The 15,538-nt window shown below is 71.9% G+C and carries 12 protein-coding genes and 1 pseudogene; 10 read left to right on the top strand and 3 right to left on the bottom strand.

Going from position 1 to position 15,538, the window contains the following annotated elements; genetic code table 11:
- The first annotated feature begins 251 nt into the window (after positions 1 to 251).
- Positions 252 to 908 (top strand): hypothetical protein, encoded by a 657-nt coding sequence (locus ABT245_RS14610; protein ID WP_351733233.1) that lies wholly within the window; start codon positions 252 to 254, stop codon positions 906 to 908.
- Here ABT245_RS14610 and ABT245_RS14605 read toward each other — a convergent pair.
- Positions 895 to 1,890, bottom strand: coding sequence for an RICIN domain-containing protein (locus ABT245_RS14605; protein ID WP_351733230.1), 996 nt, complete (start codon positions 1,888 to 1,890; stop codon positions 895 to 897). The two genes, ABT245_RS14610 and ABT245_RS14605, sit on opposite strands and share 14 nt — an antisense overlap.
- A 510-nt stretch (positions 1,891 to 2,400) precedes the next feature.
- On the opposite strand from ABT245_RS14605, the gene ABT245_RS14600 reads away from it, so the two are divergent.
- The 8 genes from ABT245_RS14600 to ABT245_RS14565 all read left to right on the top strand — a co-directional run bounded on the left by ABT245_RS14600 (position 2,401) and on the right by ABT245_RS14565 (position 9,599).
- Positions 2,401 to 3,246 (top strand): alpha/beta hydrolase, encoded by an 846-nt coding sequence (locus tag ABT245_RS14600; RefSeq protein WP_351733228.1) that lies wholly within the window; start codon positions 2,401 to 2,403, stop codon positions 3,244 to 3,246.
- A complete protein-coding gene (locus ABT245_RS14595; protein ID WP_351733225.1) occupies positions 3,243 to 3,830 on the top strand; it encodes a hypothetical protein in 588 nt (195 codons plus the stop codon). The genes ABT245_RS14600 and ABT245_RS14595 overlap by 4 nt, the downstream gene beginning before the upstream one ends.
- A gap of 158 nt (positions 3,831 to 3,988) precedes the next feature.
- Positions 3,989 to 4,189, top strand: a complete 201-nt coding sequence (locus tag ABT245_RS14590) for a linaridin-like RiPP (RefSeq protein WP_351733223.1) — start codon at positions 3,989 to 3,991, stop codon at positions 4,187 to 4,189.
- Positions 4,190 to 4,223: 34 nt separating this feature from the next.
- Positions 4,224 to 4,424, top strand: a complete 201-nt coding sequence (locus ABT245_RS14585) for a linaridin-like RiPP (RefSeq protein WP_073790453.1) — start codon at positions 4,224 to 4,226, stop codon at positions 4,422 to 4,424.
- 204 nt (positions 4,425 to 4,628) lie between these two features.
- Positions 4,629 to 5,489, top strand: coding sequence for an HTTM domain-containing protein (locus tag ABT245_RS14580; protein ID WP_351733219.1), 861 nt, complete (start codon positions 4,629 to 4,631; stop codon positions 5,487 to 5,489).
- A 53-nt stretch (positions 5,490 to 5,542) separates the two neighbouring features.
- A complete protein-coding gene (locus ABT245_RS14575; RefSeq protein WP_351733216.1) occupies positions 5,543 to 6,328 on the top strand; it encodes a class I SAM-dependent methyltransferase in 786 nt (261 codons plus the stop codon).
- Positions 6,325 to 8,115, top strand: a complete 1,791-nt coding sequence (locus ABT245_RS14570; RefSeq protein ID WP_351733213.1) for an ABC transporter ATP-binding protein — start codon at positions 6,325 to 6,327, stop codon at positions 8,113 to 8,115. The genes ABT245_RS14575 and ABT245_RS14570 overlap by 4 nt, the downstream gene beginning before the upstream one ends.
- Positions 8,112 to 9,599 (top strand): phytoene desaturase family protein, encoded by a 1,488-nt coding sequence (locus tag ABT245_RS14565; protein ID WP_351733210.1) that lies wholly within the window; start codon positions 8,112 to 8,114, stop codon positions 9,597 to 9,599. Before ABT245_RS14570 ends, ABT245_RS14565 begins: the two co-directional genes overlap by 4 nt.
- 155 nt (positions 9,600 to 9,754) lie before the next feature.
- Here the strand turns inward: ABT245_RS14565 and ABT245_RS14560 are convergent.
- Positions 9,755 to 10,240, bottom strand: a pseudogene (locus ABT245_RS14560) (transposase); the annotation flags it as partial.
- Between the two features lie 41 nt (positions 10,241 to 10,281).
- Between ABT245_RS14560 and ABT245_RS14555 the strand changes: the two are divergent.
- A complete protein-coding gene (locus ABT245_RS14555; RefSeq protein WP_351733208.1) occupies positions 10,282 to 15,120 on the top strand; it encodes a tetratricopeptide repeat protein in 4,839 nt (1,612 codons plus the stop codon).
- Between the two features lies 1 nt (position 15,121).
- Here ABT245_RS14555 and ABT245_RS14550 read toward each other — a convergent pair whose 3' ends face one another.
- Entirely contained in the window at positions 15,122 to 15,523 is a 402-nt protein-coding gene (locus ABT245_RS14550) for a hypothetical protein (protein ID WP_351733205.1), read from the bottom strand.
- Positions 15,524 to 15,538: the final 15 nt, after the last annotated feature.

Here is a 15,538-nt window from a genome sequence, read left to right as displayed (position 1 = left end):
CGAACCCACCGGCAGCCAGGCCGCGCCACCCGCGGTCCGCCGAGTGTCCGCGACCAGGCCACCCGTCCCGCCAGCACCCCGCTGACTCCCGCCCCCATCGGCCCCTGCGGGTCCGCTGTGCTGCCGTTCCCCCGCGCCGGCCAGGAACGACCCGTGAACCGGCACGCCGTCCTCCAGCGGACTGATCCGTTCGCCAGGGAGGCCGCCTCCGGGCCGGTTCCGCCACCGTGAACTCCCCGAGGAATTCCACCATGACCGACCTCGTCGAAAGCCCTGGCCCTGTACGACATGGCCGGTCGGATCGACCGCCTCCGATTCCAACTGCGCTCCCTGCCCCCTGTGCCCTGCCCCCTGCGCCCATCATCCCGGGGCTGAACAAGGTATCCACCCAGGTCTGCACCCTGGCCGGGATCACCACCGCAGTCAGCGCACAGGTCAGCCTCCGCCTGTCCGAAGGGCTGGCCCGCGTGCCCAGGCAGAAAGCCCTCCAGGCGTACAGCGATGCCCTCGCCCCGCTGGGCGAAGCCATGACCGAACTCGGGCGCCTGCAAACCGAGATCGTGTACTTCAACTTCATGCTGGGGCCCCCGATCCGAACGCGGATGCGCGACCCCGCACGGAAGATGTGGGAGAACTGCTGGATCTCCAGCCGGGCCAGTACGGGGGCGGTGTTCCTGATCGGCTGGGGAGCGGGTGGTCAGCTTCAGGTAGGGCCGCACGGCCGTCGACTTCTCATGGTCGACGGCGCGCTGGGAGAGGCGTACCAAGCCGCGCTGGACGCTACGAAGGACCGGCATCGCCTGCTCCGTCGAACTCATACAGCGACCATGCCTATTACTCGGACGGCGACGGACCGGGATTCCGCATGGGCTGACGCCCCGCGCGCGTCCCCGGTCAGCTCGCCCTGATGAGGAACCGCTGATCGGCGCCGCCGTCGCACGGCTCCTCGACCGCCTCGGCGCCCTCGGCGGTGTCGTCGTCGACGATGCCGACGCACCGCCTGTTGTCGTTCGAGCGGATCTGCACCGCCTGGTCGGCGGTGTCGGTGTCCTCCAGCCGGAACACGGTGGAGCGGTCGCAGTCATCCCAGGGTTCGAGCATGCCCTTCACCGGGCCGTCGCGCATGACGGTCAGACACCCTTTCCCCTGCTGGGGATGGTGCCACTGGATCTGGTACATGCCCTGACCCATCGGTTGCAGATAGGTGCGTGGCACCAGCGCCTCGTCACACGGGAACTGGGCGGCGACGGCGCTCTCGTAACGGCCGGCGCGGTCCCGGCCTTCGGTCAGGCAGAGGTCGGGCGTACGGGCGGGCCGGATGGTGACCCAGGCGTTGGTGGCGGCACCGGAATCGTACCGGGAGCCTGAGCCTGAGCCTGAGTCGTCGGAAAGCAACACCCAGCAGGTCAACGCCAGCACCGGGACGACGACCGAGGCCGCGATCACGGCCGTGCGCTTCTTGGTCCGCCGAGGCCGGGCCGCCAACACCGAGGTATCGACCCCCGCTTGAACGACGGCCCCGGACGCGGGTTCGGCCCCCGACGCGTCCGTCGCCGTCCCGGTCACGGCGTCGGACGCCCAACCCTGCCGGGACTCGGACTCGGAGCCCGAAGCAGCAGGCCTCGCGGCGATCCGCTCCCTGGCCTCCAGCCAGGAGTCGGCCCGCTGCCCGTCACCGCAGGCACGCACGAACGCGGCCAGTACATCGGGGCGCGGCAGACTCGTCCGGCGCAGTACGTCCGCGAGCGTGCTGCGGGCCAGCATGTCACCGTTACGGGCGGCCTGCTCCTCCAGTTCGCGATACGTCAGCCCGGAACGTTCCTTCAACTGCTGCATCAACGCGATGAAATCGGCGGCGTCCCGGGCTTCCTGCGGTAACAGATCCCCCATGTTCCTCATGAAACGGCATCTTGCTTCGGCCGTGTCATGAGGACAATGCGGAATTCCGCCATGCCTTGTTGTCGTCCGGCCGCAGTCCGGACACTTCCGAACGTGTCTGGACACGGATCCGGATCTGTCCGCCAGCGTCCCGAGCCCGTCCGAGCCGCCTCCGGACAAGATCCGGACTGTCTCCGACCAGCCCGGACAGCCGGTCGCCGTCCGGGACAGCCGGTGGCCGTTGCACCGGCCCGGCAGCAATCGGCAGGCTCGATGCCGCCAAAGGTGCGCTGCCCCTGTGGGGTGGGCGGACCTCGGTGTGCTGTCGCCGCTCACCGAGCCGGAAACCGGACCGACCGGACCGACCGGACCGACCAGACCGACCGGAGACCAGAGAGGCAGGTCATCGAGATGAGGAAGGCCCTGGGGGTCGAACTTCAATTCGCCATCGGTGTCGCTGGATTACTCACGGGCAACGTCGTCCGGGGGGCGCGGACACGGCGCCGCGGCACCCGCCGACGTATGGCCGCCTACACCTTGTTCGAGCGCCCCGACGGGGGCGTCATCGAAGTCGATCACCGACGGCCACCGGACGCCGAATTCGGCGTGCTCCTCTTCAACGGCCTCGGCCTGCCGCACGAACAGTGGTCCTGGGTACGCGGGTTCCTGCCCGGCAACGCCGCCTGCGTGGGCTACAACCGGCCCGGTCACGGGCTCAGCAGTCCGCTGCGGGGGGCCACTCTGGAGGACCAGTTCCGCATCGTCGACGAACTGCGCGAGCGCTACCTCGACGACCTGCCGCTGGTCCTGGTCGGACACTCGATCGGCGGCTACCTTGCCGCCGCGTACGCCGCGTCACGGAGGAGTGTGGCGTCGCGGGAAAGCGGGGCGTTGTCCCACGTGGTCATGGTGGATCCCACGATCATCAGCGACCTCCAGGCCAGTCTCGGCCTGCTTCCCGACTGGTGGACGCGGCAACGGCTGCTGATGGAATGCCTGTGGGCGGCGACCGGGCTCAACATCCTGCGGCCGATGACACCGGCCGGCGCGCTCTACAGCGAGGAGATCAAGGAGAGCCTCACCGCTTACCACGCCCGGCCGCGTGTGTGGGCCACCGCGTACCGCGAGTACATGACGGCACGCACCTACCCGCCCGTCGGGAGGCTCGGTCTCCCGTTGCACGTGGTGACGGCGCTCAAGGGCACCCGCAGCGCCGAGAAACACCGCAGGTCGCAGGAGACGATGCTGGAGCTGTCGGACTCCTCCTGGCACCACGTCCTCGACGATGCCGACCACATGGGAGTCGTCGCGGAGCAGACGCACGCCAAGACCCTCGCCGAGCTGGTGATCCCCGGGAGGGTGGCATGAAGCATGGCACGACCGGAGAGCGGGCCGTATACGCGACGGTGTCCACCGGGCTTGCAGCGTGGCTGGTCAGCACCGCTGCCGGCCAGCTTCCCGACCACAGGTTCGACCATCTGCTGGTACAGGGTCCGCTGCGGCTGCTCATGGCCCCCAACTGGCGGTTCTTCGGGCCCAATCCCGGTATGTCGAACTCACATCTGCTCTACCGGGACATCACCGACGGCAAGGCGGCCCCCTGGAGGGAAATCGAGCTGACCCCGGACCGGCCGTGGTACGCCCTGGCCTGGAACGCGGGCAACCGCGCCCCCAAGGTCCTCTTCGACGCGCTTCAGGTCATCATCAGGGCGGCCAACGAATCGTCCGCGGACCTGGGCCGTATCGCCAGGAGTCCCGGTTACCGGATCCTTCAGCGCTATCTGACCACCCGTGTCCCGCACGAGCCGGGTACCGACCACACGCAGTTCATGCTGCTGCGGGCCCACCCCGAGCGCGGTGAACGGCAAGAGGTGGAACCCATGTTCGCCTCCGAACACATCCCGCTGGGCCGGCCGCCGGCGTCATCGTCCGCTGCCACTGCTGCCCGGTAGACCGCTTCGGCCGGGAGTTCCGCTCTCACGTCCTTGCACCTCCGTACTCGTGACACGTCGCCGTGCTCGCGCGTGAGAGCGGGCCCCTCAGCCGAAACGGGAATCACGCCCCAGCTGAGGGAACGACAGAGAATTCGCACGCACACGAAAGGGAAGAGATGTCCCTCGTATCCGAGTTCGCCAACGAAACCCTCACCGACGTCGCCCCGGGAATGCTCTCGGCGACCGACGTCGCCACCCGTCTGGACACCCCGGCCGACCCGGTGATGGCCACCCCCCTCATCGTGGAGACCGTCCTCCTCACGACGGGGTGGCTCGCGGACAACATCGCCAACTACGTCGACCGCGTCAACTACTGACGTCCGGCACGAGGATCAAGACGAAAGAGGCGAGATGTCCCTGATAGCCGAGTTCGCCAACGAGACCTTGACCGGCGTCACCCCAGGCCTGCTCTCGGAGACCGACTCCATCATGTGCCCGGATGCTCCTGCCGACCCGACGATGTCCACCGCCTTCCTGACGGTGAACACCTGCCTGGACGGCCTTTACACCCGCACGGCCCTGACCGCCCTGATCGTGGTCGCGGCCGGCTGAGCGGTCTCCCGCGCTGTCATCCCCGCGATGTGGTGCCGACCAAGGGCAGCGGGGAGTCCGGCCTCCGGCGAAACCGCGCCGCGTCGTCGGGCCGCCCGGCACCACCCCGGCCGGGGGCAGGCACCGTCCTGTCCCCGGCACCCCGTCCTCGCCGAAAGTCACCACCGGAAACGCCCGCCGAATCGCCTGTCAGAAGGAGACCCCGTGTTCCGTCGCCTGGCCACCCGGGTGGCCTCGTCCCTCGCCGCGGCCCACCCGCCGGCCACGGTGCGCCGCATTGCCTCCGCGGGAACGTTCGTCGCGGCGCTTGAAACGCTCAGCCAGCACAAGCGGTTCGCGAGCGGCGATCTGCTGGGCAGCCAGGTCGAGGCCTTCCGTCCAGGGCTCGCGAAGCGGCATCCCAGGGTGTATCGCGCGCTGGCCTCAAGGGCGTTGCCCTACACGGTCTACGGCGCGCAGGCCGCCGTCTCCGCGGCCACCTTCCTGTGGCCCGAAAACCGGCCGCTGCGCATCGCGGGCGGCGCGACGCTGGCCGCCCTGCAAAGCGCGCAGGCTGCCTATATTCCGTTCGGCCGGGACGGCGCCGACCAGTTGCAGCAGGTCATCAACATCACGATGGCGTCCACCGGACTGATCCGCGACCGCGAACAGGCCGACGACCTGGCGATGCGGACGCTGGCACTGGAGACCTCGCTCTCCTACGTCGCCTCCGGGCTGGTGAAGGCCGTCTCCCCGGTCTGGCTCAGGGGCGCGGCCGTCGCCGGGGTGATGCGGACGAAGAACTACGGGGACCCGCGCGCCCACCGGCTCATCACCCGCTACCCGGCGGTCTCCACGGCGCTGTCCTGGGGCACGATCGCCATCGAGTGCGGCTTCCCGCTCATCTACGTGCTGCCCAAGCCCGCCGCCCGCGCCTACCTCGCCACGATGACGGCGTTCCACCTCGGTATCGGCGAGTTCATGGGACTCAACCGGTTCGTCCTCGCGTTCGGCGCCACGCATCCGGCGATCCATTACGTGTTGTCCCAGCGCCGCCGCGAGCTGGCCCCCGCCCTCGCGGTATGAGCCACGGCTCTTCACGAGGACCAGGATCCAAGAACCAAGTACACGGAGACCTCATGACGATCAAAACGACCAACACGGTCGCCGACATCGGCTACGGCAAGCAGTTCGAAGGCTGGTACGACCGCATGTTCCCGGGCGACGCCGCCACGCGGCTCACCGTCGACGCCTTGGCCGCGTGCCACCCGGACCCGGCCTGGGGCACGCTGGAGTTCGGCGTCGGGACAGGGCGCATCGCGCTGCCGCTCTCGCATCGTGTTGGTCCGGTCACCGGTGTGGACTCCTCTCAGGAGATGCTGGCCGTGCTGGAGAAGAAGTCCGGCGACGGCTCGGTGACCACCGAACTCGGCGACATCCGGACCTACCGCGACAGCCGCCGGTACGGCCTCGTCTACTGCGTCTGCTCCACGCTCTCGCTGATCCTGGACCCCTGCGGACAGCAGGACGCCATCACCCGTGCGGCCGAACTTCTGCGCCCTGGCGGCAGGTTGCTGGTCGAAACGCACAACCGCCCCGGCGTCGAGGCCCTGCACCAGGGCCTGACCCGCACCACGGTGTTCGTGCCCTTCCCGGAGCCAGACGCCGGGCTTCAGATGCACGCCACGCTCCTCGGGGAGAACCGGATCTGGCAGGTGTCCACGATCCTGTTCGAGCCGGACGGCACCCACCGCATCGGCACGGAGACCGCGCGCCTGCTCACGCCCGACGAGGTGGACGGCTACGCCCGGAACGCCGGACTGCGGCCCGAGGGCCACCACAGCGACTGGCGGCGCAACGACTACGTTCCCACGGCTGGTGTGTTCATCGCGTCCTACACCAAGCCGACCGTCGAGCCGGCATGAACCTCCGGGAGACGGTCCGCCGCCACTGGGCCCTGCTGGCCGCCGGCCTGGGCATGGGCCTGGCCGGTACGGTGGCCAAGCTTGCCCAGCCCTGGATGCTCGGCCGGCTGATCGAAGCCGTGGCCCTGGACAAGGCCATCGCCTGGCCGGTCACGCTCATCGTGCTGTTCTTCCTCGCCGACGCGGCGCTGAGCGCCGGACACTCCTATGCGATCGGCCGGGCCGGCGAGAACATCGTCTTCGATGCCCGGCGCACCCTCGGCAGCCGCCTGCTCCGCAGCCGGATCCCGCACTTCGCGCACCTGGAACACGGTGACGTCTTCGCCCGCACCGTGTCCGACACCTCCATCGCCTGCCTGGTCATCGCCCAGGCGATGGCTCAGACGGTCGGCTCTGTCCTCATGGTGACCGGCGGCATCGTGCTGATGGCCCGGCTCGACTGGCAGTTGCTGCTCACCGCCGTCGGCTGCCTCGGAGCGGCCAGCGGCGGGGCGTTGCTCCTCGCCCGCCAGGTGCGTATCGCCGCCCTGCGGAACCGGACGGACATCGGTGCGTTCGGCTCGGGTCTCCAGCGCGTACTCGGGGCCCTCACCACGGTCAAGGCCTCGCGCGCCGAGGAGCGGGAGACCGAGGAACTGGCGCGCCTGGCCGACCGGGCACGGCGCAGCGGAAGCCGGGTGGCGAAAGCCGGTTCGCTGCTCACCCCGGCGATGAACGTCGGAACCCAGCTGACGCTGGCCGTCGTCATCTCCTGGGGCATGGCCCGGGTCGCCACCGGCTCACTGCGGGCCGCCGATCTCACGTCGTTCGTGATGTACCTCTTCTACCTGGTGACGCCGCTGGTGATGCTCTTCCTCTCGATCGGCCAGGTCCAGCAGGGCCGCGCCGCGATCCAACGGGTGACGGAGCTGGCGGCGATCCCGCAGGAGGAGGAGCCGGAGGAATCGGAAGAACCCGTACTCCCGGAGGAGGACCGAGAGGAGAGGAACAGGAAGGAGGGCGACAAGAAGAACGAGGCGGACGCGATCCGCTTCGAGCACATCGACTTCTCCTACCACGACGACACCCCGGTACTGCGGGACGTCTCCTTCGCCGTGCCGCGCCGCGGCCTGACCGCGATCGTCGGTGTCTCCGGCGCGGGCAAGACGACGGTGTTCCAGCTCATCGAGCGCTTCTACCGGCCGGACTGCGGCACGATCCGCGTCGCGGGCCACGACACCGCTGCTCTCCCGCTCGCCGAACTCCGCTCGCGGGTCGGCTATGTGGAGCAGGACACGCCCCTGCTGCGCGGCACGATCCGGGAGAACATGACGTACGCGAACCCCGGAGCCGACGCCGCCGACATCGCCCGCACACTGCGCCTCGCCGGTCTGGCCGACTTCGTCACCGCACTGCCCGACGGGCTCGACACGCAGCTCGGCGAGCGCGGCGCGGGCCTGTCCGGCGGCCAGCGGCAACGGCTCGCCATCGCCCGCACACTGCTGCAACGGCCGGAGGTGATGCTGTTGGACGAGGTCACCGCGCATCTGGACAGCGACACCGAGGCCGCGCTGCGCGACGCGATGACGGAGGCCGCCCAGGAATGCGCGGTGCTGGCCATTGCACACCGGCTCTCCACCATCGTGCGGGCCGACCGCATCATCGTGCTGGCGGAGGGACGCGTGCGAGCGGTCGGCACCCACCGGGAGCTGATGGCGTCCGACGAGGTCTACCGGCGGCTGGCCGCCCAGCAGTTCGCCTGTCGGCGGAGCACCGCCGAAGACGTGGCCCAGGAGGTGCCCGTATGACACACACGAACGCAGCGGGCGTGGCGAACAGGGTGCGCGGTGTGGACGTCGCCGTCGTCGGCAGCGGCCCGAACGGTCTGGCCGCCGCCGTCACCATGGCGCGCGCCGGGCTGACCGTGCACGTCCACGAACAGGCCACGACCGTCGGCGGGGGTCTGCGCGGTGCGGCGCTGTTCGACTCCGAGGTCCGGCACGACGTCTGCGCGGCCGTGCACCCCACGGCCGCCGCGTCGGCCTTCTTCCGGGAGTTCGACCTCGCGGCGCGCGGTGTCACGCTGCTCCAGCCGCCGATCTCCTACGCGCACCCGCTCGACGACGGCGAAGCCGCGTTCGCGTACCGCGACCTCCGCGAGACCTGCGACCGGCTCGGCCCGGACGGGCGCCGTTGGTGGCGCCTGATGGCCCCGCTGGTGCGGCACAGCACGGGCGTGACCGACTTCCTGCTGTCCGGCCAGCGGTCCCTGCCGCACGACCCGGCCGCCCCACTGTTCCTCGGTCCGCGCATGCTCGGCGGCCTGCTCCCCCAGGCCCACGGACTGCGCACCGAGGCGGCTCGGGCGCTGCTCACCGGGGTGGCGGCGCACGCGATGGGCCGGCTGCCCAGCCCGTCAGCCACCGCCGTCGCACTGCTCCTCGGGCACCTGGCCCACTCGACCGGCTGGCCGCTGCCCCGAGGCGGCGGCGACCGTATCGCCGAGACCCTGGTAGAGGACCTGCGGGCGCACGGCGGCACGGTGCATACCGGCCACCGGGTTACCGACCTCGCGGAGCTGGACGCCCGGGTGGTCATGCTGGACACCACACCGCGCGGACTGCTCGCGCTGGCCGGTGACCGGCTGCCGCCGCGCTACCGACGGGCGTTGCGGCGCTTCCGCTACGGACCGGGCGCGGCGAAGGCGGACTTCCTGGTCGACGGGCCCGTGCCCTGGGCCGACCCGGAGGTCGGGCGGGCCGGGACCGTACACCTGGGTGGCGGCGACGCCGCGATACGCGCGAGGGAGAACGCGGCCGTCCGGGGCGAGGCCGGTGAAGAGCCGTTCGTGCTCCTGGTCGACCCGGCCGTGACCGACCCCGGCCGCGCGGTGGGCGGACGCCGACCGGTGTGGGCCTACGCGCACGTACCGAACGGCGACACCAGAGACCCGGTACCGATGATCACCCACCGCATCGAACGATACGCCCCAGGCTTCGCCGACACCGTCGTCGCGGCGCGCGGCATAGCGGCGGCCGAGTACGAGGCGTACAACACGAACTACCCCGGCGGCGACATCGGTGCGGGGGCCGTCACGCTCGCCCAGTCCGTGTTCCGTCCGGTCCCCGCCTGGAATCCGTACCGCACACCGCTGCCCGGCGTGTACCTGTGCTCGGCGTCGACGCCCCCGGGCCCCAGCGTGCACGGCATGTGCGGGTACCTCGCCGCACGGTCGGCCCTGCGCGGAGAGTTCGGCGTGACCACACCCCCGTACCTGGGCCCACACTCCTAACCTCGCTGTTTCGGTTGGCGTCGGCTGGTCTGGGGTGGTCCGTATGCCGGGGGTCGCGGGGCTGCTGTCGGACGTTGGGCATGGCGAGGTCCCGGCGCTGGGGCCGGGTGCTCCTGGGTCCTCGGGTCGTGGGTGGTCAGCGGCGACGTCGTCGGTCAGGTGGCCGGTCGGGGCAGTGCGACAAGGCGGCTGAACGCCGCGGTCAGTTCGTGACGCCAGGGCCAGGTGGCGGCGATCCGCAGGCGTAGGCGGCGGGCTCCGCGGGTGATCCGGGCGGCAGCATGCAGGAGGCGGTAGCGCAGTTTCTTGGGCTCGGCGGTGGCCAACTCGCCGTCCAGCAGCAGGGTTCGCGCCCAGACCAGCAGGTCGATCGCGGTCAGGAACAGCTCCAGCCAGGCCTGGTTGATGGCGAAGCGGCGGGAGGGGAAGCGGCCGAAGCCGGTGGTCTTGCCGCAGCGGATGTAGTCCTCGACCCGGGCGTGGGCCCGGTGGCGGGCCTCCAGGTCCTGGAGTGAGCCGCCGCCGGCGACGGGCGTGTCGGTGAGGAAGACCTGGTGGCGCATGCCTTCGTCCTGGTCGAACAGGGACAGCTGGGCGCCGGGGTGGGGGCGCTCGCGGCGGACGATGATGCGGGTGCCGTCCAGCGCGTGCCGAAGGCTGGGCGGCTGCCGCGCCCACCGTCGTGATCAGCACCATCACCGGCCCGGCCGGCGTCGGCAAGACCGCTCTCGCCGTCCACCTGGCGCACGAGGCGGCCGACCGCTTCCCGGACGGGCAATTCTATGTTGACCTGCGTGGTTTCGATCCCGCCGCACCGCCCACACGACCGCAGGACGCCCTGCGGGGATTCCTGGAGGCCCTTGGCGTACCGGCCGCTCACGCACCCGAGGGGCTCGACGCCCAGGCCGCGCTGTACCGCAGTCTGTCGGCAGGGCGCAGACTGCTCGTCCTGCTCGACAACGCGCGGGACGCCGCTCAGGTCCGGCCGCTGCTGCCCGGCACGCCCGGCTGTCTGGTTCTCGTCACCAGCCGCAACCGGCTCGGCGGCCTGGTCTCCGCCGACGGTGCCCACCCGGTCGCCCTGGGCACGCTCACGCCGGCCGAGGCCCGCTCGGCCCTGGCCCTGCGGATCGGTGCCGCCCGGGTGGCCGCCGAACCCCGGGCGACGGACGAGATCGTCCGGCTCACCGCGCGGCTGCCCCTCGCCCTGGCCGTCGTGGCCGCCCGTGCCGCCGACCGGCCGACGTTCCCGCTGGCGACGCTGGCCGAGCAGCTGCGGGCCGCTCACGGCGGGCTGGAGGCATTCCGTGACGCCGACCCCGCGATCGATGTACGGGCGGTGTTCTCATGGTCGTACGACGCACTCGGTCCCTCCGCGGCCCGCATGTTCCGGCTGCTCTCCCTGCATCCCGGGCCGGAGGTGACCCTCCACGCGGGGGCCGCCCTCACGGGTGAGCCGGTCTCCAGGGCCCGGGCCCTGCTCGCCGAGTTGGCCGACGCACGTCTCGTCACCGAGCGCACGCCCGGCCGGTACGCCTGCCACGACCTGCTGCGCGCGTACGCCACCGAACTGGTCCGCGCCACCGAGAGCGAGGACGAGCGCCGGGCGAGCCTGCGCCGGATGCTCGACCACCTTCTGCACACCGCCCACACCGCCGCGCTGCTCTTCGACCCCCCGACGGCCGTGATCACCCCTGTCCCACCGGCCGAGCCCTCCACACCACCGCAGCCCCTCGCGGACGAAGCGACGGCCCTGGCATGGCTCACCGGCGAGCGGGCGGTGCTCCTCGGCGCTTTCCGACAGGCGGTCGACCTCGAACTCGACGCCCATGTCTGGCAGTTCGCCTGGTGCCTGGAGCGCTTCCACGAACGGTTCGGCCACTGGCCGGAGTACCTCGCCCTCCAGCGGGCCGCTCTGGAGGCCGCCCGGCGACTCGCCGCTCCCGTGGCCCTCGCCCAGGCCCACCTCGGCCTCGGCCGCGCCTGCATGTTGCTGCGGCGGTACACCGAGGCCGAGGAGCATCTCCGAGCATCCATGGGCGAGTTCGGCCGGGTCGTGGACGACGACGGCAACGGGCGGGCGCAGTGCCATCTCTCCCTGTGGACGTTGATGACCCGTCAAGAGCGCTTCAGAGAAGGGCTCGAGGAGCTGGCGCCCGCTCTCGGCCTGTATCAGGCGTCGGGTCGGCGGAGGGGCGAGGCCGATGTGCTGGTGGCCAGGGCCTGGGGGCAGGCGTGCCTGGGCGACGGCCGCGGTGCGCTCCCCCACGCGCACCGGGCACTCGCTCTCTTCCAGGAGCTGGAGATCCCGCTCGCCGAGGGCTACACCTGGGACACCCTCGGCCACATCCATCGTCAACTGGGCCGGCACGGGCGGTCGGTGACCTGTTATCGACGCGCCCTCGCCCTGTTCCGAGCGGCCGGTGACCTGTTCAACGAGGCGTGCGTGCTCGACCGGCTCGGCGACGCCCACCACTCGGCCGGTAGTCCCATGGAGGCCCTGCGCGCCTGGGAGAGCGCGCGGGACGCGCTCCACGACTTCGATCCCGTCTGGACGGTCGCTGTACGGCAGAAGATCGATCTCCATCACTTACGGCTCCCGGTCCCGGTCACAAGGCAGGCACACTTCGTCCACTGCTCGCCGCCTACGCTGCCGCCACCTACCAACACCCGTCCACGGGGAGCGAGTCAAGTGACCATGGAGGAGTTGCAGCACGCCCTCTGGGGCGAGGCACCGCCGGGCTCGCCCGCCAACGCGGTCTACCGGCACATCGGTGTGCTGCGCCGGCTGCTGGAGCCCCAGCTGCCGGTCCGCGCGCCGGGCCGCTGGCTGCTACGGGACGCGGGCGGGTATCGGCTGCACGCGACGCCCGAGACACTGGACCTGCTGCGCTTCCGGGAACTGGTGCGGATGGCACGGCGGAGCGGGACCCGGGGCACGGAGGCGGCCGTACCGCTCCTGCTGGAGGCGCTGAATCTGCGCACCGGCCCGGTCGCCACCGGTGTCCCGGTGGAGGCGCGGTCCCATCCCGCGTTCAACGCCCTTGAGCGCGAACACCTGGCGGTGGTGAAGGAGGCGGCCGACGTGGCGCTGGCGTCGGGGCAGGCCGGGCGGCTGCTCGCCGTACTGCACCGCACCGCGACCGAGCACGCGCTCGACGAACCGCTGCAGGCCCGCCTCGTTCGCGCGCTCGCGGCCACCGGACAACGGGCGGCGGCGCTCGACACCTGGCAGCTCGTACGAGCCCGGCTCACCGCCGAACTGGGCGTCGAGCCCGGCTCCGAACTGCGGGCGGCGCAGCAGGAGGTACTGCGCGTGGACGCCCGTAGGAAGCCGTCCACGCCGGGCCGCGGCGCCCGGAGCGCTCCGGTCCGGCTGACCGTGGTTCCGGACACCCCGGCGGCCGCCACCACCCGTCCGGCCGTCCCGTTCGTCCGCCCGGCTCAACTGCCCGCCGACCTGGCCGCGTTCGCGGGCCGACGGTCGGAACTCGCGCATGTGGCGGAGCTGTCCGGGAAGGACGCGCCGGGGACCCGGATCGCCGTGATCAGCGGTCTGGGCGGCATCGGCAAGACCACGCTGGCCGTGCGGTGGGCGCACCGGGCCGCCCACCGCTTCCCGGACGGGCAGCTGTACACGAACCTGCGCGGCTTCGCCCCGGGCGGGATCCCGGCGGATCCGGCGCAGGTGCTGCGCGGGTTCCTGGAGGCCCTGGGCGTGCCCCCGCAGCGCGTGCCCGCCGGGGCGGACGCCCAGGCGGGGCTCTACCGCAGCCTGCTGGCCGGGCGCCGGGTGCTGATCCTGCTCGACAACGCGCGGGACGCCGAACAGGTGCGCCCGCTGCTGCCCGCCAGCCCCGGCTGCCTGGTGGTCGTCACCAGCCGCGACCGCCTCCTGGGCCTGGTCACGGCCGAGGCCGCCCGGCCGCTGGTACTGGACCGGCTCCCGGCCGCCGAGGCCCGCGAGTCCCTGACCCGCCGCCTGGGCGCGGACCGCGTCCTGGCCGACCCGGCAGCCGTCGACGAGATCGTCACCCGGTGCGCGGGGCTCCCGTTGGCCCTGGCCGTCGTCGCCACCCGGGCCGCCGCCCATCCGCACTTCGCGCTGGCCGCGATCGCGGACGAACTGCGCACGACCCAGGGCAGCCTCGACGCGTTCACCGACGCGGACCCGGCCGGGGACGTACGGGCGGTGCTCTCCTGGTCCTACCGTGCGCTGAGCCCCGACGCGGCACGCCTGCTGGGGCTGCTGTCCCTGCACCCGGGCCCCGACATCACACTGCCGGGCGCGGCGGCCGTTGCGGACGACGACCCGGCAGCGGTCCGCTGTCTGATCGCCGAGCTCACCCGCGCCCATCTGCTCACCGAGCACGCACCCGGCCGGTACGCCTGCCACGACCTGCTGCGTACGTACGCGGCGGAGTGCGCGAAGGAGCACCGGAGCGCGGGCGAGCGGGAGGCCGCCGTACGCCGTCTCCTCGACCACTACCTGCACACCGCGCATGCCGCCGGCGGTGTCTACTCGCCTTTCTGGAGGCTCGATCCGCTGCCCGCCGCCGCCCCCGGCGCGCGTCCCGAGTTCTTCGCCGACGACGCGCGGGCGCTGCGCTGGTACAAGGCCGAGGCACAGGTGCTCTCCGCCGTCGCCGAAAGGGCGGTCGCACGCGGGGACCACGCCCATGTCTGGGGCCTGGCCTGGGCCCTGGAGCGGTTCATGGACCGGCAGGGCCACTGGCACGACGGGGCCGCACTCCAGCGCCTCGGTCTCGACGCGGCCGTCCGCGACGGCCACCGCCCGGCACAGGCCCATCTGCACCGTGGCCTGGCTCGCGCCTCGGCCCGCCTGGAACGGTACGACGACGCGCGCACCCACATCCGCCACTCCCTCGACCTGTTCGCCGAGCTCGGCGACCGGCTCGGCCTCGCCCACGCCCATCGCAGTCACGGCTGGCTGCTGGACCGCCTCGGCGATCACGACGGGGCGCTCGACGCGGCGGGCCGGGCGCTCGCCCTCTACCGGGCCCTCGGCGACCGTGCCGCGGAGACCAGCGCCCTGCACGCGCTCGGCTGGACCCACGTTGGGCGGGGCGAACACCGCAGGGCCGCCGCTTACTTCGAGAAGGCCCTGAGCGGCCTTGCCGGGCTCGACGGCACCCGGTACGCCGAGGCCGGCGCCTGGGACAGTCTCGGTGTCGCCCGCCACCACCTCGGCGAGCACCGGCGGGCCGTCGCCGCGTACCAGTGCGCGCTAGGGCTCTACCGCGAGGTCGGCGACCTGTTCAGCGAGGCGGGGACGCTCCGTCACCTCGGCGACACCTACCTCGCCATCGGCGACCCCGGCGCGGCCCGCACGGTCTGGGAACGCGCGTTGCGGCTCCTGACCGGGACCGACCCGACCGCGGCCGAGGAGATCCGTACGCGGCTGCTGGCCCTCGGGGACGAGGTGCCCGCGCCGCGGATTGCCGTCGTGTCCACGTCCGCCGAAGACCTGGCGTGTGCTGCCGGCACAGGTCATGAGTGACTCACTCCCTGCGGGCCCAGGCGCCGTACTGGACGGGTCCCTGTATCTGGCTGCCCTGTTCCTGTACGGCCTTCTCCAGCAGGTCCGGCAGGGTGTCGTCGGCGGTGAGGCCCGCGGGCAGGGTCAGCCCCGTCCTTTCCAGCATCGGTGCGAGGCTGCGGACGGAGTCGGCGATCCACCGGATCACTGGTGAGGACGCGTCCGCTCCGACCGGGGTCAGGCATTCGACCGCCGGGCTGGGCAGCCCGGCGTCGAGGAAGGTCCGGGTGAGGCGGCGGCCGAAGTCCGGTGGGGTGCCGCCTCGCCGGTACGCCTCGGCGAGGAGAAGGTAGCTCTCGTCCCAGAGAGGGCTGGGCGGCCAGCTGGAGTACTCGTTGGTGAGGTCGATCTCATGGAACACCATGACTCCGCCCGGCCG

Origin of the sequence: Streptomyces sp. NPDC001508 (genome assembly GCF_040298665.1) — a bacterium.
GTDB lineage: Bacteria > Actinomycetota > Actinomycetes > Streptomycetales > Streptomycetaceae > Streptomyces.
Note: the sequence above shows the minus strand (reverse complement) of the source record. Positions and strands in the feature narration are given on the sequence as shown.